This window comes from Pedomonas sp. (genome assembly GCF_036515995.1).
In the GTDB taxonomy this organism is placed as follows: domain Bacteria; phylum Pseudomonadota; class Alphaproteobacteria; order Sphingomonadales; family Sphingomonadaceae; genus Pedomonas.
Genome location: NZ_DATBUP010000148.1, coordinates 1 through 2,727, shown reverse-complemented (window position 1 = coordinate 2,727; position 2,727 = coordinate 1). Strand labels below are relative to the sequence as shown.

The 2,727-nt window shown below is 59.8% G+C and carries 1 protein-coding gene; it reads left to right on the top strand.

The window, feature by feature from the left end; genetic code table 11:
- The first annotated feature begins 448 nt into the window (after positions 1-448).
- Positions 449-2,107 carry an MFS transporter gene (locus VIG90_RS11615; RefSeq protein WP_331593683.1) on the top strand — a complete coding sequence of 553 codons (1,659 nt, stop codon included), beginning with the start codon at positions 449-451 and terminating at the stop codon, positions 2,105-2,107.
- The last annotated feature ends 620 nt before the right edge of the window (positions 2,108-2,727 follow it).

Sequence of the window (2,727 nt, the reverse complement as noted above, 5' to 3'; positions counted from 1 at the left end):
CGCTCATGGTCATGTCTTGCTCCCTCCAGAAAATCTAGAAGGAGCCGTCCATCCGGAAAGTGCGAAAGATCCTGTACGTTATCTAGCCATGCGCCTGCTAATTTTTCGCTATAGGCTGCTCTAAGCATCGCATTTGCTTCGATCTTGCCTGACATGAATGATGCGGCGGTAAGACCTGCAGCTATCAACCGATGTCTCACAAAGCAGTTGAGCCCAGCGCTGCTGGGCTTTTCGTTAAACTTAGCGGGCGCCCTGAAAAAATGCGTCGACCATAGCCAAGCAGCGCCCCTCTTAGAAAAACAAGCGGCTGCGCTCGAGCGCGGATTGCGAACGCAATGCGCTTGGTATGTCTGTCGGGCAACGGTGTTTAATGGGACTCTAAAAGAGGCGTGGCCTGACCGGCGGCGGTACTATACGATTTTATGGTTTGCGGCAGGGGAGAGAGGGTATGGCAGCGGCTGGGTCCGGCGCGGCAGGGACGTTTGCCCCACTACGCGAAGGAACGTTCCGCAGGATTTGGTCGGCCAGCCTGATTTCAAACTTTGGCCACCTGATCTTGGGCGTCGCGGCGGCGTGGGAGATGACTCGGCTCACGGATTCGGCAGAAATGGTCGCGCTGGTGCAGTCGGCGCTGATGCTGCCGCTTATGCTTGTTTCCGTACCGGCAGGTGCCGTGGCGGATATGTTCGATCGCCGCAAGATCGCACTCTCGGGCCTTGCATTCTCAATGCTGTCGGCGGTCGTACTGACCGTCATCGCGCTGGCTGGAGCGGTAACCCCGTGGGTACTGCTTGCCTTTTGTTCCCTGATCGGGGCCGGCGTGGCGCTTTACAGCCCTGCGTGGCAGGCATCGATCAGCGAACAGGTACCGCCTGAGCAGATTCCTGGCGCAATCGCGCTGGGGACGATCAGTTATAATATCGCGCGTAGTTGCGGACCGGCGGTCGGCGGTGCGATTGTTCTGGCAGCCGGGGTGCAGGCCGCCTTCGCGATGAATGCGCTGTTCTATGTGCCACTGTTCATCGCGTTCCTGATGTGGCAGCGGAAGCATGTCCCAGCTCGGCTGCCGCCGGAGCGCATTGACCGGGCGATCATCTCGGGCGGGCGCTATGCAATGTACTCCCCGTCTGTGCGTAACACCATCGTCCGGGCCTTCCTGTTCGGCTTGGCAAGTGCTGCAACAAGTGCGCTTGCGGCGCTTGTTGCCAAGGATCTGCTGGGGGGAGACGCGGCCGTCTTTGGCTTGCTGCTTGGGGCCAGCGGCGCCGGGGCGGTTGCCGGGGCGCTGTTGGTCAGCCACATTCGTGCGACATTCAGAACGGAACTGGCCGTCACCATGTGCCTGGTAGGCAACGCAGTTGCTGTTGCCCTGATTGGCGCGAGCCATAACGTCGCCCTTACGTGCGCCGGCATGTTCTTGGCGGGCGGCGTCAACATTCTTATCATCGCCCTGTTCAATGTAGGTGTGCAACTCAGCGTGCCGCGGTGGGTGGTTGCGCGGGCTCTGTCGCTCTTTTCGGCGTCCCTGACCGGCGGCATTGCATTGGGCGCCTGGCTCTGGGGCGAGGTGGCGTCTGTATATGGTGTGGACTCTGCTTTCTTCTTGTCAGCAACAGTTGTCCTGCTCTCGCCGCTTCTGGGCCTTGTTCTCCCCATTCGCGCAACAGTCCATGCTGATGTTGAGCTTGCGCCTCTGGAAAACGTGCCTGAAGTTGAGCTCGGCATCAGCATGCGCAGCGGGCCCGTGACCATCGAAATCGACTACATCGTCGATCCGAACCGCGCCCGGGACTTCTACGATGTGATGCGCCGGATGCAAGGAGCAAGACAGCGACGAGGGGCCTTCAACTGGTCGCTTGCGCGCGATATCGGCAATGCTGCCCTCTGGACGGAAAGGTACCAGTGCGCAACCTGGGGCGATTATCTGCGTCAGCGCAGCCGTTTCACCCAGGCAGACAGAGCCTTGCAGCAGGAAGCCAGTGCGTTTCATCTGGGCGGCGCCGATAATCGAGTCCGGCACCGGCTTGAGAGGCCTTTCGGTTCGGTGCGGTGGAAAGCGGACTCTCCGGATCCGGGCCAAGACAGCGTGGATTTTATCACCCCCTAAAATCGCCCAGCATGGCTGCAACAGACTGCCCGCGTTCCGGGCTATCCGATCATGGGGGGGCATGCCTTATCAACGAGATCCAGATGTCAGTAGAACTCGCCAAGCGAACCAGCCAAGGAGCTGAGGGTTTCGGTGCCACGAGGCGGCAGGGTAAATGGCGCCTCAACAATGCAGGTCTGGCTTTCACACAAGAGCCCTTTCCGACGTGCTTGCATCAGATCGCGCCTGAGCTCTGTACTGGTCGTACTTTGGGTCACCGCGAAGTGTGCCGCCCTGCTGAACGTTGTTCTATCCGGACTATGGCCGCGCTTCCCTCCCTCAGCATTACTTCCGCTTCCACATCCTCTTTTTGACCTGGCTGAGTCTCCCACTCTGCGGGAACCTAAGCCGGACCAGGCGCGTTATCTTCGGTTCTAAGCCCCTTTCCAGCGGCGTGCAGGGATCGCTAACCCTCTGATTCTCCAGCAACGGCTCTGCTTTTTCGCAAAAAGTTCAAAAAGTTTGCCTGTTGTCGTTGACTCTTGGTTTGGTTGGGGCCATAAGCCGCCTCCCGACGCGGTGACGCCCTCACCGGGACGGACGGAGCGGCTCTCGGGCCTGACCGGACGGACTGGATGAGG

What these genes read in the sequence shown, in the direction of transcription:
- VIG90_RS11615 (WP_331593683.1), top strand. Translation starts at nt 449, where the DNA reads ATGGCAGCGGCTGGGTCCGGCGCGGCAGGGACGTTTGCCCCACTACGC.